The sequence below is a fragment of the Gordonia sp. AC31 genome (genome assembly GCF_031844505.1).
Classification (GTDB): Bacteria; Actinomycetota; Actinomycetes; order Mycobacteriales; family Mycobacteriaceae; genus Gordonia; species Gordonia hongkongensis.
The window spans coordinates 1-23305 of the sequence record NZ_JAUZVK010000003.1; the positions used below are offsets into that span (position 1 = coordinate 1).

Here is a 23305-nt window from a genome sequence, read left to right on the forward strand (position 1 = left end):
GGCGTTTCAACACAATCAGGAAAGCACAACCTGACCAAAATAAACCTAGCAAAATGTGACACCCAGGACGGGGCCCGAACGCCACACAAAAAACAAACATCTACATCCACAAAGATGCACGATGCCACATTGGCATCAGACAATTCATCATCACACTATCGAGTTCTCAAAGAACACACACCCACCAGCTACCCACCCCAAATCAGGGCTCCCACCAGCAGACTTCGCATTCAACCTTGCCAGCCACCCCGTCTCCGGGGAAACTCTTCCAGCCTACCAGACCCCACCCGCAGCCCGCAACCCCGAAGAATTCCGAACCACTGAGAGACCCAGCAACCCCAAACACTCTACCCGAGCCACAACGACTCAAGCCAAAATATTCAGGGGCGGCCAGCCAAGAAACCCGGTCTCCACTCCCCACCATCAGACCCTTCCAGGCCCTTCCGGGGCGGCGCCGTGGCTCGCTGACTTGAAGAAAGTTACGCAAGCGGATCGCTGGGGTCAAATCGCCTGCTCGCCGCCCGCCAGTACAGCCATCGTCGCAGGTCATCGCTTTCCCATCGGAGTCGAATCCCGCTGCTGCGCGCGGATTTCGGTGAATCACATCGATGTGACGTGCGTCGCAGACCGTCCTTTCGGACAGGTCATCACCCCCGGTCGGTCAGTTATGCGCAGGTCAGAGGGTTCATACGGTCGAAACATGACCGCGACCGAACTGGCCACGACCCCGACGACCGCGCCCATCGGCGCATCGCCGGTACCCGGACTCCCACCGCGGGTTGTCTCGTCCGCGCTTGTCCCCGAGGGGTTCACGCGTTGCGGTCTCCTCTCCTGGCGCCGACAGGCGGGCGTCCTGCACATCGCCCATCCCTTCGACGAGCACAGCATCTCCGACGCCGTGGTCGTCGACGGACTCGTCGCTCTCGTCGAGGCCGGCGTGTTGGCCGGGCAGTCGCAGTTCGAATCCGCCGCGATGGGGATCATCCGCACCTCGGCGAGTAGGTCCACCGACGCGTGGGCGGCTTTCTACGACAACTCGCTTCGCGAACTACGCACGGGCGCATCGGCATTCGCGCCCGTCCACAAACGCGCGCGGAGACTCGTCTCGGGCGGGGCCGTCCTCGAGGTGGGATCGTGCTTCGGCTTCTTCGCTCTCGCCTGCGCCCTGGACGGTCTCCAGGTCGCGGCCTGCGACATCTCGCCCGGAGCGGTGTCGTTGCTCTCCGACGCCGCTCACCGACTCCGACTGCCCGTCGTCGCAACCGTCGGGAACGCGATCGCTCTCCCCTACGCCGACGACTCGGCCGACACCGTCACGCTCATCCATCTCCTCGAACACCTCGATCCCGCGGGGGCGCACGCCGCGATCGGCGAGGCCCTCCGGGTCGCCCGGCAGCGCGTGGTCATCGGCGTGCCGTTCGAAGACGAGCCGAGCCCGCACTTCGGCCACCTCGTCCGGCTCACCGAGAACGACCTGTGCGGCTGGGCTCGAGCCGTCCCGCATGCCGGCGCCGAGGTCCTCGTCGATCACGGCGGATGGCTCGTCCTCACCCCCGGGTCCTGATTCCTCGAGTCCGGCCGCGGTACCGAGCGACCGCGTCATATCAGCCCGCGTTTGCTGGCGATGTACACCGCGTCGGTCCGCTTGGACACCCCGAGCTTGCGAATGATGTTGCGAATGTGGAACTTCACGGTTGACTCCGAGATGTAGAGCGTCTCGCCGATCCGCTTGTTCGACAGCCCGTCGGCGAGGAGCCGCAAGACCTCGCGCTCCCGGTCGCTGAGTGCCTCGGACTTCTCGTTCTCGCCGGACACCGCGCGGAGGACGACGGCCGCGCTGCGCGGGTCGAAGGCGCTGCCGCCGCCGGACACCGCCTGGATCGCGCGCACGAGTTCGGTCGTGTCGACATCCTTGACCACGTACCCCCGGGCTCCCGCCCGCACGGCGCGCACGACCAGATCGTCGTCGAGGAACGTGGTCAGCACCAGCGCGGCGACCTCCGGGTGGCGCTGCGCGATCTGCTCGATGAGCCGCAGCCCCTCGTACTCGGTGCCCGCCGACAGCTTGAGGTCGACCACGACGACATCGGGGTGTCGGGCGTTCACCTCGGCCAGCGCGGCGTCGGCCGATCCCGCCTCGCCGACCACGTCCACGACGTCCTCGCGCTCCAGCAGCGACCGCATCCCCTGGCGCAGGAGGGCGTGGTCGTCGACGAGAAGGGTCCGGATGGGGCGCCTGATGTCGTTGTCACTCAACCGAACTCCTTCGTTCTGAGCGGGTCGTCGGGCGTCGCGGTGCCGGCCGTGCCGATCGGCAGCACCACCGCGACGCGGATACCGCCGATGCGCGACCGGCGGATCCGCAGTTCGCCTCCGAGCTCGGCGGCGCGCGAGGACATGTTGGCCAGGCCGCGGTGCCGTCCGGCCGTGAGATCGCCGAGCGACGCAGTGCGCATCACCCGGCGCAGATGTTCGGGATCACCGACGCCGTCGTCGTCGACCGACAGTGCGACGGTGTCCATGGCGTAGGTGAGGGTCACCGTGACCTGGTGGGCACGCGAGTGTACGGCGGTGTTGAAGAGGGCCTCGCCGGCGATCCGCAGCAGGGCGTGCTGGACCTCATCGGCAAGATCGCGCTCCCGGCCGCGCATGTGGACCGCCGTGCGCAGGTCCGGCGGCATGTGCAACGAGCACAGCTCGGTCAGGACGTCGCGCACACTCGGCGACGGCGCGTTCGTGGCGTTGTTGAGCGCGTAGATGAACGACCGCAACTGCTCCACGGCCTCCTTGGTCAGCCGGCCCGCCATCTCCAGGCGATCGAGTGCGGGACCTTCGACGATGCCGCGACACAGTTCGATCTGCACCCCCGCCGACAGCACCGACTGGGTGACCGAGTCGTGGAGCTCGCGGGCGATCCGTCCGCGCTCCTCGTTGAGCACGGTCGCCCGCATCGCCGCCGACAGTTCGCGCTGGGTACGTTCCAGTTCGGTGTTGCGCTCGGCGAGTTCCATTGCGTGGCGGTCGGTCTCGGAGAACAGCTCGGCGTTGAGCAGTGCGACGATCGCCTGGCTGGCCAGGATGCGCAGCACGACGAGATCGGTGGGATCGACCATGCGACCGACCGGTGTCCAGGCCGACAGTCCCCCGACGACGTTGCCGTCGAGTTCGACGGGGACGTGGACGTGGTCCTCCTGGAGGATCGCGCCGTGCAGGACGGTCTCGTGTCCGCGGAGGATGTCGTTGAGCCGGTTGAGCACCTCGTCGGGCAGGTCGTCGGGTGTGGCGGCCCGCTCGGACCCTTCGAAGGCGTAGAGCCGACCACCGCTCGCGCTGATCAGGTGGCGCGGGGCCGACTGCTCGAGTCGGCCGTCCGCGAGCGCGAAGACGACCCAGTCCGCGCCCAGATGGTCCCGTGCCGCCTCGACGACCGCGATGACCAGGGCCTCGGGCCCCTCAGCCGTACGGACGAGCGCGCGCGAAATCCGTTCCAGCGCATCGACGACGCGACTCAGTCGCGCCTCGACACCGCGCAGCGCCGCGTAATGGCTGCCCTTGACGCTGCGGAGTCCGACCAGGCTCTCGAGGTCGGCCTGTTCGGGGAGAGCGCTTCGCTCGGGCGACGGACCGGTCATCACAGCGCTTCGGCGTAGAGGTCCCGGATGCCTGCGGCCTGCGGACGCCGCGGGTTGGTGGTCATGCACGAATCGGCCAGCGCGTGGGCGGTGAGGCGGTCGAGGTCGGCGCTGCGCACGCCCAGCGGTTCGAGCGACGCCGGCATGCCGACCCGGGCGCCGAGCGCGGCGATCGCATCGGCCAGTCGGTCGGCGACGGTCCGGGCGTCACCGGATGTCTCGACCCCGATGGCGTCGGCCAGGTCGACGAAGCCGTCGGCACACACATGGGCGTTGTAGCGGATCACGTGCGGCAGCAGGACGGCGTTGATCGCGCCGTGCGGGGCGTCGCAGTGCCCGCCGACCGGGTGACTCATCGCGTGCGTGGCGCCGAGTATCGCGTTGGTGAACGCCATCCCCGCCCGTAGCGCCGCGAGCGACATCTCCTCGGCCGCCACCCGGTCACGCGGATCGTCGACGAGCCGTTCGAGATGCGTCCACACGCCGCGAATCGATTCCAGCGCAAGCGAATCCGTGAGCCGCCCGTGCGCGAGCGAGACATAGGCCTCGACGCAGTGGGTCAGCACGTCCATGCCGACCTGCGCGGTGACCTCGGCGGGCGCGGTCATCAGCAGGGTCGGGTCGCTCACCGTCACATCCGGCACCAGCGACCGCCCGATGATGGTCACCTTGGTGCGCCGCTCGGCGTCGTTGATGATGCAGAACTGGGAGACGTCCGCGCCGCTACCTGCCGTCGTCGGCACCGCGATGAGCGGTGGGAGCGGTCGCCGCGCGCGGTCGATCCCCTCGTACTCGAGGATGTGGCCGCCGTTTGCAGCCAGCACGGCGACCCCTTTCGCGGCGTCGATCACCGAGCCGCCACCCAGTGCGACGAGTCCGTCGGCGTCGTGCGCCTTGTAGGCGAGGAACGCGGCCGCGACCTCGCCTGACCGCGGGTTCGGCGACACATCCAGGTACGACGCCGCGTCGAGTCCACCGGCGCGCAGCCCGGCGATCAGCTGGGCGTACCAGGGCGTGCGCTCGAGACAACGGTCGCTGACGACGAACGGTCTGCGCATCCCGAGTCCCGCCGTCGCCACCGGCACCTCTCCGAAGGCTCCCGGTCCGAGGACGATCTCCGGGGTGTGGAACTTGGCGACCTGGCCCGAGGTCCGGCGGCGCGCGTCACCCAGCATCCGACCTGCCTCCGATCCATCCGTCCCGACCACTCCGCTCGACCACACCGGCCGGTCGTCTCACCGGTACCCCGACGCTACCCACCTCATCGGAGCGCCGCACCCAACTCGTCGCAGCGCGCGAGCATCTCGGCACCGTCGCGCACGCTGACGACGCCGCTGCAGTGGTCGGCGTAGTCGGCCATCGCGCACCCGGACTGCTGCCAGTAGCGTTCGGGTTCCGGTGTGATCCAGGCGATCCGATGCGATCGCCGGCCCACCTCGGCGACGAGGTCGACGCGCGGGTCGAGTCCGTTGCTGCGCGCGTCCCCGACGACCAGTACCGAGGTCCGTCTGCTGATCAGGTCTCCGAACTCGCCCAGCAGTTCGCCGAACATGCGCCCGTAATCGCTCGTCGCGGCGAGATCGAGACCGTCGGCGGCCAGCACCGCTGCGAGGGCCGAGTCGGCGGCCGCGGTCCGCAATGCGGTCGTGACGCGCACCGGCCTATCCACGAACGCGATGACCTCGCAACGGTCACCGAAGCGGTGCAGTGTCTGTGCCAGACGCAGGATGAACCCCGTGACCGGCCGGACCGAGAGCGAGACGTCCACGAGGACGAGCATCCGGACCGGACCGGGGCGCCGGCGGCGTCGCCACAGTTCGGCGGGCACACCGTCGGTCGCGGCCGCCGCTCGCATCGTTGCCCTGATGTCCAGCGCACCACGGTCGACCGGACGGACCACCCGTCGCGGCGCGCCGCGCATGCGCTGGATCAGCCGGTGGCACGCGCGATCGATCTCCGCCTGGTCGACGTACCCCTCGGCCCGCCGGTCCGCGCCGGACACTGCCTCGACGACTCCGTCGGCGTCCAGTCGGGCGACCAGTGCGTCGACGAAAGCACCCAGTGCGCGTTCGAGTTCGGCTCTCCGCGCATCGCCGAGGTCGTCGTTGCCGTCGGTGCCGTATGCCTTGCGCGGATCGTAGGCGTCGAGTGCGGCGAGGATGGCGTGGGCGCCGGTCAGCCCGAGCGGCCGACTCGAGACCCGGGCCGCCGATCCGGTCAGTTCGCCGACGGTCGACGAGTCGGCGGAGTCGACCTCGACCGTGTAGGTCACTCCCCCACCGGTCGTGCCGCCGTCCGGGTCGACGCCGAGCTGCTCGGCGCCGGCCGAGACGCTGAAGTCGTTCTCCTCCCGGTGAGCGCTCTCGGCGTTCCGGTGCGCGGCGTCGGGATCGTCGGCCATCAGGTGGCCGATCTCGTCGGTGTGTTCGTCGGCGCCGATCTGGCGGGCAGCGCCCTCGAATTCCTCGTCCCAGACCACGTCATCGGGCAGATCGGCCGCGACGCCGCGGGCCCGGGGAAGGTCGTCCTCGTCGGCGCTATCGGGTTCGGCGCCGAGGAAGAAAAGCTCGAAGGCCCGCTCGAAACCCGCTGTCTCGTAGCCGTATTTGACGCACACGCTCTGTAGCGCCGCACGCAGGACCGCCGGCTCGGCACAGCCGACCATCGACAGGGTCCGCCGGATCTCGATGACCTCGGCGGGCGAGGCCGCGATCCCGGAGCTCCGCAGGACCCTTCCGAACGCGACCGCGAGCAGGTCGAGCGGGTCCGCCCGCCTCGCCTTCGCGACGGGTACCGGGGTGGCCGACGCCGCAGTCATCGGCGTCATCGTCCCGGTCGGACACCCGCACTGCGGGCGCGCCCCGCTCCGAAGGCGCGCGCGGTCACCGACCCTCCGGGCGTGGTCCCGTCCACGCCGACCGGCGAGCCTGCCGGCGGCGACCCTCCGTGTTCGGAAGACAGAGCGCGACGGGCGATCTCGCCGTCCGAACCGAACTTCACGAGCAACGCCAGCAGAGCGCTGCGATGCTCGGCGTCGATCGGCGTGCCCACCTGTCCGTCCCGTGCTCCGAGGTACGAGGCGGCCCGCGCGGCGTCTATGACCTCCGCGATGGACGGACTCTTGCGCAACGGGAGATCGCGAAGCCGCCGGGCGAGGTCGACGACCTCGCCGATGATCGTCTCCTCGACGTCGGGGGCGCGGACCGCGACGATGTCCCGCTCGGTCTGCGGATCCGGGTAGTCGACCTGGAAGTGCAGGCAGCGACGTTTGAGCGCGGGCGAGAGTTCGCGGGTGTCGTTGGAGGTCAGGATGACCCACGGCGACGACCGTGCCGTGAACGTCCCGAGTTCGGGGACCGTCACCTGGCGCTCGGCGAGGACCTCGAGCATCACCGCTTCCATCGCCTCGTCGGTGCGGTCGATCTCGTCGACGAGCAGGACCGTCGGCGAGGGCGACGTGATGGCCGCCATCAGTGGCCGGGCCACCAGGAAGTCTTCGGTGTAGACGCCGACCTCGGCGCGCGCCAGCGCCGAACTCGCGGCCGAGAGGGTCGTCTCGGCGGCGAGTTCCGCACTGATGCGATCGCGCAGCATCTGCACATGGAGAAGCTGTCGTGCGTAATCCCATTCGTAGAGGGCACGCGACTCGTCGAGACCCTCGTAGCACTGCAGCCGTACCAGCTCGCGCCCCGAAGCCGCCGCCAACGCCTTCGCCAGCTCCGTCTTGCCGACCCCGGCCGGCCCCTCCAGCAGGAGGGGCCGGTCGAGGAGCGTCGCGAGATGGACGACGACCGCGAGTTCCGGACCGATCAGGTAGCCCTGCTCACCCAACGCGTCGGTCAGCTCCTCCACGGACGGGAAGGAACGGCTGTCCGGGGTGATGTCCCGGGTGATGTCCTCGGCGGTTTCCCGAGGTGCGCACACGTGCGTCATCGGATGTCGGACTCCTTGTCGGCCTGCGGTTCTCGGAACAGTCGGGATCTCGGATCAGGCGGGCGAGCGGGCGGATCAGTAGCTGCCCGTGAATGCGTGCGCCACCATCGGGATCAGCGATTCGACGGTGCTCTCACGCGGGTTGCCCGGCGTGCACCAGTCGTCCATCATGTGCTCGGCGATGGCGCGGATCTGCTTGTCGGAGGTATCCATGGTCTCGCCACGACCCTCGTACTTGCCGGTGTTCATCCGGTTCTTGTCGTAACTGCTCGTCGACAGCTGACCGAAGTTGTCCGGGATACCAAGGTCTTTGCCCAGCCGGATGGCCTCCTCGACGGCGGCGTCGGCGGCCTGGACCGTCGTCATCTTCGATGTGTCGACACCGAGCAGCGCGGCGATCTCGGCGTAACGCTCGTAGCGAGACGGCAGGTTGTACTCCCAGACGCGGGGAAGGGCGATGGCGTTGTTCAGCCCGTGATGGCTGTCATAGAACGCGCTCACCGCATGCGACAGCGAGTGCACGAGACCGAGGCCGCCGGAGTTGAACGCCTGCGCGGAGATGTACTGCGCGTACATCATCCCGGTGCGGGCCGCCAGGTTTCGCGGGTCGTACACGGCGGTGCGCAGATGGTCGCGGATCAGCTCGATCGAGTACTTGGCATTGCCCAGCGAGGGTGCGAAGTCCAGACGCGACACGTAGGGCTCGCTCGCGTGCGCGAGCACGTCGAAACCGCAGAAGGCGGTGAAGTGCTCGGGGCACGTGTAGTAGAGCAGCGGGTCGTCCATCGCCAGGTCGACGAGGCAGGTGTCGTCGAAGGCCACCCATTTGTGCGGCTTGTTCATGTCCGAGGTATCGGTGATGACGTAGGCCCAGGAGGTCTCCGAGCCGGTGCCGGCCGTCGTCGAGACCGCGATGTGCTTCGGATTCTCCTTGTTGGTGGCCTTGGAGAAGCCCTCGAACTCGTTGATGTTGCGGCCGTCGTGGGCGATGACCATACGTGCACCCTTGGCGGCGTCGTGGCTGGAGCCGCCACCGACCGAGATGATGCCGTCGCACTTCTCCGACTGGTAGAGGGCCGCGGCGTCCATGCAGTTGTAGTCCTTGGGGTTGGACTCCACCTGGTCGTAGAGCACCACGTCGACGCCCTGGTACTCGATCTTGCCGATCAGCTCCTCGATGATCCCGGAGCCGCGTAGACCCGTCGTCATCAGGAGCGCACGGGTCATGCCCAGGTCCTTGGCCTCGACACCGAGCATGTCGTGCGCGCCGACACCCAGCTTCGCCTTCGGGAACGGATGGAACTCCTTGATCGGGAAGTCCCAGATCTGGTTCAGCTCAATGGCCATGGTGGTGAACTCCTTGTGACGGTTGGTCTGTCACAACGAGAATGTCGTCCAGATCACAACCGGGACAAGGGGTCCTGCCCGTCCTCGACCACAGTGCACCCGGCCGGACGGGCCGGTACCTGTCCGATCGGACAGGGTTCAGTCGCGCACGCGCTCGATCTCACCGCCGAGACTGCGCAGGATCTCCACGAAGTGCGGGTACCCGCGGTCGATGTGCTCGACGTCGTGTACTTCGGTCACGCCGTCGGCGACGAGCCCGGCCAGCACGAGGCCGGCGCCCGCCCGGATGTCCGAACACCAGACCGGCGCACTCGACAGGCGGTCGATCCCGCGGATGACGGCGTGGTGGCCGTCGGTCCGCGCATCCGCACCGAGACGGACCATCTCCTCGACGAAGCGGAACCGGGCCTCGAAGACGTTCTCCGTGATCACCGACATGCCGTCGGAGATGGCGGCGAGGCCGATCGCCATCGGCTGCAGATCGGTGGGGAATCCGGGAAACGGCAACGTCGAGACGTTGACGGCGGTGGGCCGGCGGTCGTGCCGGACCCGGAAGCCGTCGTCGAAGGTGTCGACCACCGCGCCGGTGTCGCCCAGTTTGTTCAGAACCAGCTGCAGGTGCTCGGGTTTCACGCCGCGCACGGTGACGTCACCGCGCGTCATGGCGGCCGCGATCCCCCAGGTGGCACCGACGATGCGGTCTCCGACCACCCGGTGCGTCGTCGGATGCAGCCGGTCCACACCGACGACGGTCAGGGTCGAGGTGCCGGCGCCGTCGATCTGTGCGCCCATCTGCTGCAGCATCACGCACAGGTCGACGATCTCCGGCTCGCGGGCGGCGTTGTCGATGGTGGTCTGTCCCTCGGCCAGCACGGCGGCCATGAGGATGTTCTCGGTCGCCCCCACCGACGGGAACTCCAGCGCGATCGGTGCGCCGACCAACGTGTCGGCCTCGGCCACCACGCAGCCGTGCTCGATCGAGCTGGTGGCGCCGAGGGCGCGCAGACCCGCCTGGTGCATGTCGAGCGGCCGCGACCCGATCGCGTCTCCGCCGGGCAGCGCCACGACGGCCCGGTGACAACGCGCCATCAGCGGGCCGAGGACACAGACCGAGGCGCGGAACTGCCGGACCGCCGCGAAGTCGGCATGGAACTTCGGCTCCGCCGGCGCCGTGATGGTGACCGTCTCGCCGTCCATGTCGACGACCGCACCCAGACCGCGGAGAACGTCCGCCATCAGCGGGACATCGGCGATCTCGGGTGCGTTGGTCAGCACGGTCGTCCCCTCGGCGAGGAGGGCCGCGGCCATGAGTTTCAGGACGCTGTTCTTCGCGCCCCCCACTGCCACCTCGCCGGACAGACGCGCTCCCCCGGACACCAGAAACCGATCGCTCACGACTGCCACCTTAACCGTCCGGGGTCACCGGCCCACCGGCCAGTACGTCCTCCGACCGTGCGTCCGATCCCGTGGGTCCGGCGCAGTACATTCGACGCATGGCGGTACACCTGACGAGGATCTACACCCGAACGGGCGACGACGGCTCCACCGGGCTGAGCGACTTCTCCCGGGTGTCCAAGACCGATCCGCGTGTCGTCGCCTACGCCGATTGCGACGAGGCGAACGCCGTCATCGGTGTCGCCCTGGCACTCGGGGGTGACGTCCCCGACGACCTGCGGGAAGTGCTCACGACCGTCCAGAACGACCTCTTCGACGCCGGCGCCGACCTCTCCACGCCGGTCGTCGACGACCCCGAGTACCCGCCGCTGCGCATCGCGCAGGATTACATCGACGCCCTCGAGCGCTGGTGCGACTCCTTCGGTGCCGATCTGCCCGCACTGGACTCGTTCATCCTGCCGGGCGGCACACCGCTGGCTGCCCTGCTGCATCAGGCACGAACGGTGACCAGACGGGCCGAGCGCTCGGCGTGGGCCGCGGTCGCCGCCCACCCCGACGACACCAGCGTGCTGCCCGCGAAATACCTGAACCGGTTGTCGGATCTGCTGTTCATCCTGTCGCGGGTGGCGAACCGCACTCGCCCCGCCGCGGGAGGCGACCAGCAGGGCGCGAACTCCCCCGGCGACGTCAAGTGGGTTCCGGGCGGCAACCGGCAACGGCCCCCGGCGAAGCCGGTCCATCAAGACCCGGCGAAGACGGGCGGGAAAGCCCCGGCGCAGCCGGATTCCTAGGCGCTGCGGCGCCGCTGCGATCTCGCGGACTGCCGGGATTCGAGCCAGGACTGGAACGCGGTCACCGCACCCGGGCCCATCGCCAGTTCGTAGTCGTCCTCGGCGCGGCCGGCGGTCTGCACCTGGAGGATGAGCATGCCGTCGAGGATCTCCGTCTCGGTGCCCTCGGGGGCGCGACGACCGGAGATCTCCATGCCCTGTCGTGCGAACGTCACGTTCGGCCCCGGTTTCAGCGACGTGAGCCGGTAGTAGCGCAGAGAGTCGTCGCTGTAGTGCACGGTGCCGTGACGCCATCCCTGGTCGACGCCGGCCGGCACCGTGCGCAGCAGGACCGGAGTACCCGCGCGTCGGAGTTGCGCCAGACGCAGCGCCAGGAAGCCACACAACAGGAGCGCCACCGCCAGCAGCACACTGAGCATCACGACCGCCAGCGACATCACCTACTCCTTCGTGCAGTCACCGCGGATAGGCGAAGCGTCGAACCCGGTAGGGCTCCAGACGGCTTGGGCTGCATACACGCGGGACAGGGGGCTGTGGAACAAGCATGCCAGAACGTGCACATGAGACGCCAAACGACCTCGGCCGGCCATCGGAGAATTCCGATGGCCGGCCGAGGTCGGTCGTTGACCCTAACCGCTCGCGCGGCTCGCTCTACCGGGAAAGGTGTTGTGCCGCAGTCAGACGCGCGTGAGCACGGTGGTACTCGGGCGAATCCGGCTCCGCCTCGTCGAGCGCGGTCTTCTCCGCGTTGACGTCGACGTCGTCGGCCCAGTCGGCCGACTCCGCCAGCACCGTGACGGCCTCGCCGGTGACGGAGAGGAACCCGCCCTCGACCGCTGCCGCACGACGGTTGCCGTTCTCCTCGACGATGACCACGAAGCCACCCGGGACCAGCTGGCCCAGGAGCGGCTCGTGGTTGGCCAGGACACCCAGCTCACCGACGGTGGTCTGCGCGATCACGAACGTGGCCTCTCCCGAGTACAGGCTCGAATCCGCAGAGACAACCTCGACGTGGAAGGACTTCTCAGCCATGGCGAACCGCTACTTTCCGCTGATCTTGGCGGCGGCGGCCTCCACGTCGTCGAGTCCACCGCAGCTGTTGAACGCCTGCTCGGGCAGGTGGTCGAACTCGCCCTTGGCGACACGGTCGAAGGCCTCGATGGTGTCGGCGAGCGGGACGACCGAGCCCTTCTGGCCGGTGAACTTCTCGGCGACGAGGAAGTTCTGGCCGAGGAACTTCTGGATACGGCGCGCACGCTGCACCGTGACCTTGTCCTCTTCGGAGAGCTCGTCCATACCGAGGATGGCGATGATGTCCTGCAGTTCCTTGTACTTCTGCAGGATGCGCTTGACCTCGTTGGCGACGCGGAAGTGCTCGTCGCCGACGATCGACGCCTCGAGGATGCGCGAGGTCGAGGTCAGCGGGTCCACGGCGGGGTAGATACCCAGCTGCGAGATCGGACGCGAGAGCTCGGTGGTCGCGTCGAGGTGCGCGAAGGTCGTGGCCGGTGCCGGGTCGGTGTAGTCGTCGGCGGGGACGTAGATCGCCTGCAGCGAGGTGATCGAACGACCCTTGGTCGAGGTGATGCGCTCCTGGAGCTCACCCATCTCGTCGGCCAGGGTCGGCTGGTAACCCACCGCGGACGGCATACGGCCGAGGAGGGTCGAGACCTCCGAGCCCGCCTGCGTGAAGCGGAAGATGTTGTCGATGAAGAGCAGCACGTCCTGGTGCTTCACATCGCGGAAGTACTCCGCCATGGTCAGCGCCGACAGCGCCACGCGCATACGCGTGCCCGGCGGCTCGTCCATCTGACCGAACACCAACGCGGTGTCCTGGAGAACGCCCATCTCCTCCATCTCGAGGTGGAGGTCGGTGCCCTCACGGGTGCGCTCACCGACGCCGGCGAACACCGAGGTGCCGGAGAACTCACGCGCGATACGCGTGATCATCTCCTGGATGAGGACGGTCTTGCCGACGCCCGCACCACCGAACAGACCGATCTTGCCGCCCTTGACGTACGGGGTCAGCAGGTCGATGACCTTGATGCCGGTCTCGAGGATCTCGGTCTTGCCCTCGAGCTCGTCGAAGGCCGGCGGCTTGCGGTGGATGCTCCACTGCTCGCCGTCGCGGCCGAGGCCCGGGCTGTCGAGGCAGTCACCGAGGGCGTTGAACACGTGGCCCTTGACGACGTCGCCGACCGGCACGACGATCGACTTGCCGGTGTCGGACACGGCCGCGCCGCGGACCAGGCCGTCGGTCGGCTGCATCGAGATCGTGCGCACCAGGTTGTCACCGAGGTGCTGCGCGACCTCGAGGGTCAAGGTCTTGGCGACCGAGGAGAGAGCGACCTCGGCGTGCAGGGCGTTGAACAGTTCAGGAATCGAGCCCCGCGGGAACTCGACGTCGACCACGGGGCCGATGATGCGGACGACCCGCCCGTCGGCGGAACCCGCCGACTGCGCGGAGGGGGTTTCTACTGCTGCGGTCATGGTGCTTGGGTCACTTCCTCTTTATCGAAGTATGGGTTCTCGTCGATCCGGACTCGGCTGGCGCGCACGCTAATTCGCCAGTGCGCTCGAGCCGCCGACGATCTCGCTGATTTCCTGGGTGATCTGGGCCTGGCGGAGCTGGTTGGCCTCGCGCGACAACGACTTGGACAGTTCTTCGGCGTTGTCCGTCGCGGCCTTCATCGCGGTGCGGCGCGCGGCCGACTCCGATGCCGACGAATCCAGCAGCGCCGCGTAGACCCGCGTCGCCACGTACTTCGGCAGCAGCGCGTCGAGCAGGGCGTCGGCCCCGGGTTCGAAGGTGTAGTTGCGCGACGGCGTGTCGTCGGACGAATCCTCGTCGTGCGACACGACCAGCGGGGCGATCCGCCGGACCTCGGGCACCTGCGCCAGCATCGACTGGAACCGCGTGTAGACCAGGTGCAGCTCGTCGACACCCTCGAGGGTGCCGTCTCCTTCTGGGCGCTCGACCTCGGTGCCCGATCCTGCCTGGAAGAGGTCCACCAGGAAGCTGGTCGCCGTCGCCGCGTCCGAGTACTGCGGTGACTCCGAGAAGCCCGTCCACGAGTCCGAGATCTCCAGACCCCGGAAGCTGAAGAACCCGACACCCTTGCGACCCATGACGAACAGGACCGCTTCCTTGCCTTCGTCGCGCAGGAGCGCGATGAGTTCGCGGGTCGCCTTGAGCACGTTCGCGTTGTAACCACCGCACATACCGCGGTCGCTGGTCACGACCAGGATCGCCGCGCGCTTCGGGTTCTCCCGCTCGTTGAGCAGCGGGTTGTCCAGCGATCCCGAGTTGCTCGCCAGCTCCGAGAGCACGGCGGTCATCTCCTGCGAGTACGGCTTGGCCGCCGCCACCCGTCCCTGTGCCTTGGTGATACGCGAGGTCGCGATCAGTTCCTGAGCCTTGGTGATCTTCTTGGTCGACTGGACCGACCGGATGCGTGAGCGCAGCTCACGAATGCTGGCCATGAGCCCTCACCCCTTCCTTTTCGCGATGTCCGTTGACGTCTGAGATCACTTGCGGATCTTGATCTCTTCGTTCTCGACGTTGTCGGCATCCATCGCCTCGGCCTCGGCCTCGTTGACGACGCGACGGCCGTCGTGGGTGAGGTAGCCGTTCTTGAACTTGTTGGTCTCGGCGATCAGGGCCTCGGCCTGGTCGTCGCTGAGCACCTTGCCGCCGGCGATCGAGTCGTAGACACCGGTCGCGTTGTGGTGCAGGTGGCTCAGCAGCTGGGTCTCGAAGTTGCGCACGTCGTCGACCGGGACCGAGTCGTAGTGGCCCTCACCGCAGAGGTAGATCGAGACGATCTGATCCTCGACCGAGAAGGGGCTGTACTGGTCCTGCTTCAGCATCTCGACCCAGCGGGCACCGCGCTCGAGCTGTGCCTTCGAGGCGTCGTCGAGGTCGGAGGCGAAGGCCGAGAAGGCCTCCAGCTCACGGAACTGGGCCAGCTCCAGACGCAGCGATCCCGAGACCTTCTTGAGGCCCTTGGTCTGGGCGGCGCCACCGACGCGCGACACCGAGGTACCGACGTTGATGGCCGGTCGAACACCCTTGTTGAAGAGGTCCGACTCCAGGAAGACCTGGCCGTCGGTGATCGAGATGACGTTGGTCGGGATGAACGCCGAGACGTCGTTGGCCTTGGTCTCGATGATCGGCAGACCGGTCATCGAGCCGCCGCCGAGCTCGTCGGACAGCTTCGCACAACGCTCCAGCAGACGGGAGTGCAAGTAGAAGACGTCACCGGGGTATGCCTCGCGGCCCGGCGGACGACGCAGCAGCAGCGAGATGGCGCGGTAGGCCTCGGCCTGCTTGGTCAGGTCGTCGAACACGATGAGGACGTGCTTGCCCTGGTACATCCAGTGCTGGCCGATGGCCGAGCCGGTGTACGGGGCCAGCCACTTGAAGCCGGCCGAGTCCGAGGCGGGAGCCGCGACGATGGTGGTGTACTCCATCGCGCCCGCCTCTTCGAGGGCGGACTTGACGCCGGCGATGGTCGAACCCTTCTGACCGATCGCGACGTAGATGCAGCGAACCTGCTTGGTGGGGTCGCCGGTCTCCCAGTTGGCCTTCTGGTTCAGGATGGCGTCGATGCAGACCGCGGTCTTGCCGGTCTTGCGGTCGCCGATGACGAGCTGACGCTGTCCGCGGCCGATGGCGGTCATGGCGTCGATGGCCTTGATGCCGGTGGCGAGGGACTCCTCGACCGGCTGGCGCTCGAGCACGGTGGCGGCCTGCAACTCGAGGACGCGCTGGTCGTCGGCTTCGATGTCGCCCTGGCCGTCGATCGGGGCACCCAGCGGGTTGATGACGCGTCCCAGGAACGCATCACCGACGGGGACGGAGAGCACGTCGCCGGTGCGGCTGACCTGCTGGCCTTCTTCCAGGGACTCGTAGTCACCCAGGATCACGGCGCCGATCTCGTCCTCGTCGAGGTTCAGTGCGACGCCGAGGACACCGCCGGGGAACTCGAGGAGCTCGTTGGCCATTGCGCTCGGAAGGCCGCTGACGTGGGCGATGCCGTCCGAGGTATCGGTGATGATGCCGACCTCGTCACGCGACGCTTCGGCTTCGAACGACGAGACGTACTGCTCGATCGCTCCCTTGATCTCGTCTGGTGAGATCGTCAACTCCGCCATGGGTTCTCGTCTTTCCTTGATGTGGCTCGGAGTCTCGAAGGCTCTGAGCTCTGGGCTTCGTGGGTTCGGGTGTGTCGGGGTGGTCGTCAGCGCGGCAGCGTCTCGGCGGCCTTGGCCAGCCGTGTCGCGACATCGGCGTCGATGACCTCGTCGCCGACACTGATCCGGAGACCGCCGAGCAGTTCCGGGGCGATCTCGGTCTGCACCGAGATGGTCCGACCGTAGATTCCGCCGAGCACGCCCGACAGTCGATCGATCTGGGCATCGGACAGCGGTGAGGCGGACACCACGTGGGCGACCGACTCGCCGCGACGGGCGGCGGCCAGCTCGGCGAGCTGATCGACCGCGACGTCGGCGGCCTGGCCGTGCAGCAGGCGCACGGTCGAGGACAGCAGCGTCCAGGTGTGGGTGCCGACTTTGTCGCCGACCAGCTTCTTCAGCAGGTCGACGCGCTTGTCGGCGTCCTTGCCGTGGTCGGACAGCAGCGAGGACAGCTGCGGGTTGGCCTCGAGGACTCTGCTCACCCGGAAGAGCTCGTCCTCGACCTGCTCGATGACCCCGTCGCGTTCGGCGGCGGTGAGGACGATCAGGGAGTTCTGACGACGCAGACCGACGACGAAGTCGCTCGACGACGACCACCGCTGACTCGACGCGGTCGCGAGCACCTCGACGACGACCGGGGCGAGCTTGCCGTCGAACAGACGGTGCACCATGGCCTTCTTGCCCTCGGGGTTCTCGTCGTCCTCGACCAGGCGCTTGCGCAGCACCGGGTTCTCGCCGAGGAAGTTGATGGCCGCGGTGAGGTCACCCGAGGCGTCGGCAAGTGCCGAACCGTCGAGATCGATTGCCGCCGAATCGAAGTGCTCCGACACGGCGAGAGCGGCGTCGCGGCTGGCGGCACGCATCGCGTGCAGACCGACGAGCGAGGCGCTCGAGGGAACCGCGTTCGCCGAACCCGACGACATCTCCTCGAGTTCGTCGATGACCCGGTCGACGCTCGCCGCCTGGGCCGAGTCGTCGGCGAGATGATTGCGCACCAGTTCGCCGGCCTTGTCGACCGCGGTGAGTCCGAGATCGGTGCGCAGCTGACGAACGAGGTTGGCGCGCACCAGGGCGACCTGGTTGCGGCCGTGCTCGGAGATGCGCTTGACCTCGTGGTCGGCCTGTGCGCGGATGTCGGAGGTGATCGCCTCGGCGTCGGCCGCGGCGTCCTTCTGCATCTGTTCCGCCTCGGCCTTGGCCTCGGCGACCGCCTTCTCGCGGGCCTGCTTGCCGTCGGCGACGCGCTTGGCAGCGGCCTCGCTCTCGGCGAGCTGCTGACGCACGGTCTCCTGTCGATCCCGCATCATCTTCGCCACCGGCGGCCGGACGTACTTCCACAGGAGGAAGAGGATGACCGCGAAGCCGAAGAGCTGAGCGATGAAGATCGCGGGGTCGAACGCAGCACCGATGTCGTGCAGCCAGGTGCCGATGGGGCCCTGGTCGGATTCGGTCTCAGTGTTGGCAGCCATGATCAGTTCACCGCTCCGCTCGTCGATCGGGTATCGGAAAGAGTTGCCGAGTCGACACCGAGCACACGCGCCGCAAGCGTCTTGGCGAGTGCGTCCACATCAGCTGCAGCCGTCGAAGCGGCCTGCTCACCCTGCGTCGCCAGCTCGGAGCTGGTCGACTGCAGGGCGGCGTCGGCCTCGGCGGTCGCTCGCTGCTTCATCTCGTTCAGCTGTTCCCGCCCCTGGGCGCGAGCATCGTCGCGCTTGGCGGTGGCCTCACCGCGCGCTTCCTTGAGGAGCGAACGGAACTGGACGTCCGCATCCTCGAATTCGGCGGCGGCGGTCCGGTTGTCCTCCACGGTGCGGTGGATCATCGCGTCCCGCTCCTCGAGGACCTGCTGGATCGGCGGAACCACGAACTTGCGGATGACCAGCAGCAAAATCACGAAGATGAGCAGGACAACGAAGAACGTTCCATTCGGGAGCAGGAAGTTCTCTGCAGCAAGCGTCATTGTGGTGAGGTGTCGTTTCTACTCGGCGACAAAAGGGAGAGCGACGATCAGCCGGCGCTGATCGGGGTGGCGAACACGAAGAGCGCCATGAAGGCCAGGTTGATGAAGTAGGCCGCCTCGACCAGACCGACGGTGATGAAGAACGGGGTGAACAGGCGACCCTGTGCCTCGGGCTGGCGAGCGATACCGGCGATCAGCTGGCTACCGGCCAGACCGTTACCGATACCGGCACCGACGGCGCCACCGGCCATGATCAGGCCGCCACCGATGAGTGCGCCGAGGCCAATCATTGGATCCATTGTGATATTTCCCTTTCGTTGCTGACATCTGGTGTGTCAGGTCTGGAGTTGCGCCGACAGGTGCCGGAGCAGGTCGTCATGTTCGGTTGTGGGCGCGGCCGTGTCCGTCTCCGCGCGGTGCCCGGGTTCGGGCGGGTCAGTGATCCTCGGTCTCCATCGACTGCGAGAAGTAGAGGATCGTCAGCAGCGCGAAGATGAACGCCTGGATCAGACCGACGAAGAGCTCGAAGGACTTCCAGATCGCGTTGGGCGCCCACATGATGTACGGCGGGAAGAGTGCGATCAGGGCGACCATCATGCTGCCGGCGAAGACGTTGCCGAAGAGTCGCAGCGAGAGCGAGATCGGCTTGGTGAACTCCTCGATGACGTTGATCGGCGCGAGGAATGCGACGTGGCCCTTGATGATCCGCTTCGGGTGACCCAGCAGGCCGCGCTTCCGGAAGCCGGCGATCTGGTACCAGACGAAGACGAAGAGCGCGAGGGCGTAGGCGAAGTTCACGTCCGCGGCCGGCGGCTTGAGGATCTCGTGGTGACCGACCTGGACCGGCAGGACGGACAGCCAGTTGGAGATCAGGATGAAGGTGAAGAGCGAGACCGCGAGCGGGAGAACGTAGGGGGCGATCTTCATGCCGATGGCACTCTCGACCTGCCCACGCATCTGGATGGTGATGGCCTCCCAGAACAGCTGCACACCCGACGGCACGCCGGTCGAGGTGACCTTCGACTTCAGGTAGAACGCCAGCGCGAGCATGATCGCCGCGGCCAGCGCCGTCGCGATGATGGTCTCCAGGTTGAAGGTCAGTCCGAACAGCTCGAACTTGGTGTAGTGACCCACCTGGATGGCCGGTTCGCCATCCTCTGCGGCAAGGTTGAAGGCGGTCGTCATGGTTGGCTACGAAGTCCTTTCATCACCGGAATGACCGTGTTCAGCACCAAGACCACTTGGCCGATGGCGAGTCCGAACATCGCGCCCAACCCGTCGGGTTGGACCAGAAAAGCCGCCAGCAGCGCGAGCGCCGTGATGGCACCGAGTCGCATGGCGGAGTTGAGAGCAAGGGCGGTCTTGCGCGGGTTCTCGTCGGCGACCACGACGTCGACGGCACGTCGGACGAGGATCGCGTTGACGAAGATCCCGGCGACACCGAGAAGGAAGAACACCGCGAAGAGCGGATGTCCGACGGCGAGCGAGACGGCAGCCACGACCACGATGAACCCGCCCGCGATGAGCGCGGGGCGGCGGAGTCCGGTCGGCGCCTGGGGATAGACGGGGGCCGAATCAGGGGCAGATGCGGTCATGTCCCTCCTCAGCTCTCCTACTCCATACCGATGGCACGGATCACCCGCGTACGTGCAGCAACACATGGCCGCTGGGCGTCAGCTCGCGTTTCGTTGTGACCCTACCAACACCGTTCTTGGTGTCTCACCGGGGGGTATTGCGTCGTGTGAGACAGAACCGGGGCTTTGTGTCCGGGTCTGCGCACATGTTGACTACTACGGGCGATAGTACACGATAATTTACGGTTTCCTTACCTTAGGCCCAGGTATCGCCCTCACGGAAATGACAGGGTCGCAGACGCCGGTCAGCGGTACGCCTTCGTCGACGTTCGCAGTTCGGCGAGGCGTCGATGCAGGCGCGGCGCCATCGTCACCAGCATCGCGACGACGAGGCCCGCACCGAAGGCCGGGGCGACCACCGACAGCGGGAACAGCGTGCTGGCCGCCGCCGAGAACGCGAGCACCCCGACCCACAGATAGATGATCAGCGCGACCCGGCGCTGCGAGTGCCCGAGTTCGAGCAGGCGGTGGTGCAGGTGCATCTTGTCCGGGGTGTAGAAACCGACGCCGGCCCGGGTCCGCCGGATCACCGCCAGCAGCATGTCGAGCATCGGGATGAAGACGACGGCGGCGACCAGGATCAGCGGGGACAGCAGCGTGAAGATGTCGGCCGGTCCGTAGGCGTTCACGGCGATACGGCCCGAGGCACTCGTGGAGGCCGCGGCGAGCAGCAGACCGATCAGCATCGCACCCGAGTCACCCATGAAGATCCGTGCCGGCGAGAAGTTGTGCGGGAGGAATCCGAGGCACGCGCCGGCCAGTGCCACCGAGATGAGGGCCGGGGGGTAGTAGCTGACGTCGCCGCCCTGGTCGCGCAGCAGACCGAGCGAGAACATACAGATCGCCGCCGCGGCGATGAGTCCCAATCCCGCGGCCAGACCGTCGAGGCCGTCGACGAAGTTGATCGCGTTGATCGTCGCGACCGTGATCGCGACCGTGAGGAGACCGGCCTGCAGCGGGTCGAGCACCAGCGTGCCGATGTCGGCGAACGGGATGTAGAGCTGCAGCCAGCTGATGCCGAGCAGCACCAGGACGCCGGCGGCGGTGAGCTGACCGACGAATTTGGTCAGCGCGTCCAGGCCCCACCGGTCGTCGACGACGCCGACGAGGACGATCACCGTGCCGGCGGCGATCACCGCCGTCATGTCCGTGGTGTAGGCGAATCCGCGATTGAGCGCGGGGAGGTTCGCGGCGAGCGCGATGCCGGCGACCACTCCACCGAACATCCCGAGCCCGCCGAGGCGAGGTGTCGGGATCACGTGCACGTCGCGGACCCGCGGCACGGCGACCGCGCCGGCGCGGATCGCGAAGACGCGGACCGCCGAGGTCAGGAGGTAGGTCATGGCCGCGGCCGTGAGCCCCACGAGCAGGAGCTCGCGCAGGGGGACCCCCGTCCCTCCCCCGTCCGCGGCGGCGGCGAGCAACACCGGTGCGGCACCGGTCATCGCGCCACCACCGGTGTCAGACGGGCAAGGGTCTCTGACATTGCGACCACGCTACCCGTAGGCCAGCGCGGCGATCTCGCGACGGATCCGCTCGTGTGTCTCACGGTCGCGCGTCGACATCGCCGCGGCCATCGCGTCGGCGACGACCGGATGCATCGCGGCGGTCATGCCGCGCTCGGTGGCCACCGGCGTACCGATCCGGATCGCCGATCCCTCGGAGACGGGGCGGGTGTCGAACGGGAGGACCGCCTTGTCGACGACGATCCCGGCCGCGCCGAGCCGGTGCTGCGCCTCCATCCCGGAGATGCCGAAGCCGCTGACGTCGACGACCGCGAGGTGGATGTCGGTGCCGCCGGACACCACCCGGGCGCCCCGAGACGCCAGTTCCGCGGCGAGACCGCGGGCGTTGTCCACCGCACGACGGACGTAGCCGGCGAACTCGTCGGTACCGGATTCCGCGCAGGCGACCGCCTTCGCGGCGACGGCGTGCATCGCGGGACCGCCCTGCACGAACGGGAAGACCGCCTTGCGCAGGGCCTCGCCGTGTTCGGCCCGCGCGAGGATGACCCCGCCGCGCGGACCGCGGATCACCTTGTTGGTGGACAGGGTGACGATGTCGGCGTGCGGCACCGGCGAGGGCAGCAGGCCGGCCGCGATGTGCCCGGCGAGATGTGCGGCGTCGACCCAGAGGATGCATTCGGCCTCGTCGGCGATCCGGCGCAGGGACGCAAAGTCGAACGTCCGCGAGTAGGACGCGGCGCCGGCGACGAGGATGCGGGGGCGGTGCACCAGCGCGAGATCCCGGACCTGGTCGTAGTCGACGAGTTCGTCGTCGCGGCGGACCTCGTAGTGCAATGGCGAGAACCACCGGCCGGAGAAGTTCGCCCGAGAACCATGCGTCTGGTGGCCGCCGTGTTCGAGGCGCAGCGCGAGCACCGGGTCTCCGGGCTGGGCGAAGGCGGCATAGACGGCGAGGTTCGCCGCACTCCCCGACAGCGGCTGGACATTGACGTACTCGGCGCCGAACAGCGCGCGGGCCCGTCCGACGGCGAGCTCCTCGAGCTCGTCGGCCACCTCACAACCGCCGTGGTAGCGCGCCCCGGGATACCCTTCCGCATACTTCGCGTCGAAGACCGACGCCATCGCGGCACGCACCCCGGGCGTCGGCTCGGTCTCGCTGGCGAGCAGCTGCAAGGTGTCGCGGCGCCGGCCGACCTCGCGGCTCACCAGGGCGTCGACCGCGGCGTCACCGGTCGGGGCGCTGCCCGCCTCGACGCCGTGTGGTCCGAACCTCGGCGCGTCGGGGCTCATCGCTCCGCGAGCAGCGCGGCCGGGTCCGTGTCGAGTACGTCGGCGACGGCGTCCGTCGAGACCGCGCCCTCGCGCAGGATGCGCGGACTCGGCCCGGAGACATCGACGATCGTCGACGCCTGCGCGGCCGGCGCCGGGCCACCGTCGAGGTACACCGCGATCTCGTCACCGAGTTGTTCGCGCGCCTCGTCGGCGGTGGTCGCCGGCGGACGCCCCGAGACGTTCGCGCTCGAGACCGCCATCGGCCCCACCTCGCGCAGAACGTCGATCGCGACCGGGTGCAGCGGCATCCGCAGCATGACGGTGCCGTCGGTGTCGCCGAGGTCCCACGCCAGCGAGGGTGCTTGTCGGACAACCAGACTCAGGCCGCCCGGCCAGAAGGCCTCGATCAGGTCGCGGGCAGGCTGCGGCACCGAGAGGACCAGTCCGTCGATCGAGTGCCAAGAGCCGACCAGGACCGGCACCGGCATGTCCCGGCCGCGGTGCTTGGCCGCCAGCAGCGCACCGACGGCGTCGGAATCGAACGCGTCGCATCCGACGCCGTAGAGCGTGTCGGTGGGCATCACGATCAGCCGTCCGGCCTTCGCCGCCCCGACCGCCGCCCGAATCCCCGACGAGCGGTTCTGTGGATCGTTGCAGTCGAAAACAGTGCTCACGC

At 68.0% G+C, this 23305-nt stretch carries 22 protein-coding genes; 2 read left to right on the forward strand and 20 right to left on the reverse strand.

Annotated features, from left to right (window positions below; genetic code table 11):
* Positions 1 to 700: 700 nt before the first annotated feature.
* Complete coding sequence (gene mftM, locus Q9R39_RS04410) at positions 701 to 1564, forward strand: mycofactocin oligosaccharide methyltransferase MftM (protein ID WP_058252765.1); 864 nt, start codon at positions 701 to 703, stop codon at positions 1562 to 1564.
* Positions 1565 to 1599: 35 nt separating this feature from the next.
* On the opposite strand, the gene Q9R39_RS04415 is transcribed toward mftM, so the two are convergent.
* The 7 genes from Q9R39_RS04415 to murA form a co-directional block, all read right to left on the reverse strand.
* A complete protein-coding gene (locus Q9R39_RS04415; RefSeq protein ID WP_058252764.1) occupies positions 1600 to 2256 on the reverse strand; it encodes a MadR family response regulator transcription factor in 657 nt (218 codons plus the stop codon).
* Complete coding sequence (locus Q9R39_RS04420; protein ID WP_058252763.1) at positions 2253 to 3632, reverse strand: MadS family sensor histidine kinase; 1380 nt, start codon at positions 3630 to 3632, stop codon at positions 2253 to 2255. Before Q9R39_RS04420 ends, Q9R39_RS04415 begins: the two co-directional genes overlap by 4 nt.
* Positions 3632 to 4807 (reverse strand): iron-containing alcohol dehydrogenase, encoded by a 1176-nt coding sequence (locus tag Q9R39_RS04425; protein ID WP_078112007.1) that lies wholly within the window; start codon positions 4805 to 4807, stop codon positions 3632 to 3634. Before Q9R39_RS04425 ends, Q9R39_RS04420 begins: the two co-directional genes overlap by 1 nt.
* 86 nt (positions 4808 to 4893) lie before the next feature.
* Positions 4894 to 6450, reverse strand: coding sequence for a MadC family VWA domain-containing protein (locus Q9R39_RS04430; RefSeq protein ID WP_058252774.1), 1557 nt, complete (start codon positions 6448 to 6450; stop codon positions 4894 to 4896).
* A 5-nt stretch (positions 6451 to 6455) separates the two neighbouring features.
* Complete coding sequence (locus Q9R39_RS04435; RefSeq protein ID WP_058252761.1) at positions 6456 to 7565, reverse strand: MadB family AAA-type ATPase; 1110 nt, start codon at positions 7563 to 7565, stop codon at positions 6456 to 6458.
* 75 nt (positions 7566 to 7640) lie between these two features.
* A complete protein-coding gene (gene mdo, locus Q9R39_RS04440; RefSeq protein ID WP_004021262.1) occupies positions 7641 to 8912 on the reverse strand; it encodes an NDMA-dependent methanol dehydrogenase in 1272 nt (423 codons plus the stop codon).
* A 138-nt stretch (positions 8913 to 9050) separates the two neighbouring features.
* Positions 9051 to 10307 (reverse strand): UDP-N-acetylglucosamine 1-carboxyvinyltransferase, encoded by a 1257-nt coding sequence (gene murA, locus Q9R39_RS04445; protein WP_058252773.1) that lies wholly within the window; start codon positions 10305 to 10307, stop codon positions 9051 to 9053.
* 98 nt (positions 10308 to 10405) lie between these two features.
* On the opposite strand from murA, the gene Q9R39_RS04450 reads away from it, so the two are divergent.
* Entirely contained in the window at positions 10406 to 11098 is a 693-nt protein-coding gene (locus tag Q9R39_RS04450; RefSeq protein WP_058252760.1) for a cob(I)yrinic acid a,c-diamide adenosyltransferase, read from the forward strand.
* Here Q9R39_RS04450 and Q9R39_RS04455 read toward each other — a convergent pair.
* The 13 genes from Q9R39_RS04455 to Q9R39_RS04515 form a co-directional block, all read right to left on the reverse strand.
* A complete protein-coding gene (locus tag Q9R39_RS04455; protein ID WP_058252759.1) occupies positions 11095 to 11535 on the reverse strand; it encodes a DUF2550 domain-containing protein in 441 nt (146 codons plus the stop codon). The genes Q9R39_RS04450 and Q9R39_RS04455 overlap by 4 nt on opposite strands.
* Before the next feature lie 214 nt (positions 11536 to 11749).
* Positions 11750 to 12130, reverse strand: a complete 381-nt coding sequence (locus Q9R39_RS04460) for a F0F1 ATP synthase subunit epsilon (RefSeq protein ID WP_055474987.1) — start codon at positions 12128 to 12130, stop codon at positions 11750 to 11752.
* 9 nt (positions 12131 to 12139) lie between these two features.
* Positions 12140 to 13588 (reverse strand): F0F1 ATP synthase subunit beta, encoded by a 1449-nt coding sequence (gene atpD / locus Q9R39_RS04465; RefSeq protein ID WP_010842985.1) that lies wholly within the window; start codon positions 13586 to 13588, stop codon positions 12140 to 12142.
* Positions 13589 to 13657: 69 nt separating this feature from the next.
* Positions 13658 to 14581, reverse strand: coding sequence for a F0F1 ATP synthase subunit gamma (locus Q9R39_RS04470; RefSeq protein WP_055474988.1), 924 nt, complete (start codon positions 14579 to 14581; stop codon positions 13658 to 13660).
* A gap of 45 nt (positions 14582 to 14626) precedes the next feature.
* The gene (atpA, locus tag Q9R39_RS04475; protein WP_311277144.1) at positions 14627 to 16255 is read right to left on the reverse strand and encodes a F0F1 ATP synthase subunit alpha; all 1629 of its coding nucleotides are present in this window, start codon (positions 16253 to 16255) and stop codon (positions 14627 to 14629) included.
* Positions 16256 to 16341: 86 nt separating this feature from the next.
* Complete coding sequence (locus Q9R39_RS04480; RefSeq protein WP_058252758.1) at positions 16342 to 17766, reverse strand: F0F1 ATP synthase subunit B/delta; 1425 nt, start codon at positions 17764 to 17766, stop codon at positions 16342 to 16344.
* A 2-nt stretch (positions 17767 to 17768) separates the two neighbouring features.
* On the reverse strand, positions 17769 to 18257 hold the full coding sequence (locus tag Q9R39_RS04485) for a F0F1 ATP synthase subunit B (RefSeq protein ID WP_055474991.1): 489 nt from the start codon (positions 18255 to 18257) through the stop codon (positions 17769 to 17771).
* 47 nt (positions 18258 to 18304) lie between these two features.
* Positions 18305 to 18556, reverse strand: a complete 252-nt coding sequence (locus Q9R39_RS04490; protein WP_004021252.1) for a F0F1 ATP synthase subunit C — start codon at positions 18554 to 18556, stop codon at positions 18305 to 18307.
* A gap of 136 nt (positions 18557 to 18692) precedes the next feature.
* A complete protein-coding gene (gene atpB, locus Q9R39_RS04495; protein WP_058252757.1) occupies positions 18693 to 19442 on the reverse strand; it encodes a F0F1 ATP synthase subunit A in 750 nt (249 codons plus the stop codon).
* Positions 19439 to 19852, reverse strand: coding sequence for a hypothetical protein (locus tag Q9R39_RS04500; protein WP_004021250.1), 414 nt, complete (start codon positions 19850 to 19852; stop codon positions 19439 to 19441). Before Q9R39_RS04500 ends, atpB begins: the two co-directional genes overlap by 4 nt.
* A 284-nt stretch (positions 19853 to 20136) precedes the next feature.
* Positions 20137 to 21336, reverse strand: coding sequence for a glycosyltransferase family 4 protein (locus Q9R39_RS04505; protein ID WP_058252756.1), 1200 nt, complete (start codon positions 21334 to 21336; stop codon positions 20137 to 20139).
* A gap of 51 nt (positions 21337 to 21387) precedes the next feature.
* Positions 21388 to 22647 (reverse strand): serine hydroxymethyltransferase, encoded by a 1260-nt coding sequence (gene glyA, locus Q9R39_RS04510; RefSeq protein WP_078112010.1) that lies wholly within the window; start codon positions 22645 to 22647, stop codon positions 21388 to 21390.
* Positions 22644 to 23303 carry an L-threonylcarbamoyladenylate synthase gene (locus Q9R39_RS04515; RefSeq protein ID WP_058252755.1) on the reverse strand — a complete coding sequence of 220 codons (660 nt, stop codon included), beginning with the start codon at positions 23301 to 23303 and terminating at the stop codon, positions 22644 to 22646. Before Q9R39_RS04515 ends, glyA begins: the two co-directional genes overlap by 4 nt.
* Positions 23304 to 23305 lie beyond the last annotated feature (2 nt).